This window comes from Micromonospora sp. URMC 106, from assembly GCF_051386395.1.
Taxonomy (GTDB): domain Bacteria; phylum Actinomycetota; class Actinomycetes; order Mycobacteriales; family Micromonosporaceae; genus Micromonospora.
Genome location: NZ_JBPQTP010000287.1, coordinates 1 through 249, shown reverse-complemented (window position 1 = coordinate 249; position 249 = coordinate 1). Strand labels below are relative to the sequence as shown.

The window sequence follows — 249 nt, the reverse complement described above, 5'->3', positions numbered from 1 at the left end:
CTTTCACTCGGGCGGGCCAGGCGCCAACGGCAAGAGCCTGTCCACGCTGTCGTTCCGCAGCGAGCTGCGCGCGGGCGCCAACGGCGTGATCGGCGCGCTGGGCGCCATGGGCGCGGCGCTGGGGCTGCTGGTGTTCCCGCTGTTCCGCCAGCAGTACGGGCTGGAGAACACCTTCCTCATCCTGTCCGTGGTGCCGCTGCTGGCCAGCATCGTCTGCTTTTCCATCCGCTGGGACCCCAAGCGCACCAC

The 249-nt window shown here is 69.9% G+C and carries 1 protein-coding gene; it reads left to right on the top strand.

All coding sequences use genetic code 11. The annotated features are described in order from the left end of the window. A partial coding sequence (locus tag ACSNOB_RS32130) for a hypothetical protein (protein WP_436691220.1) occupies positions 1-249 on the top strand: 249 nt, incomplete at both ends.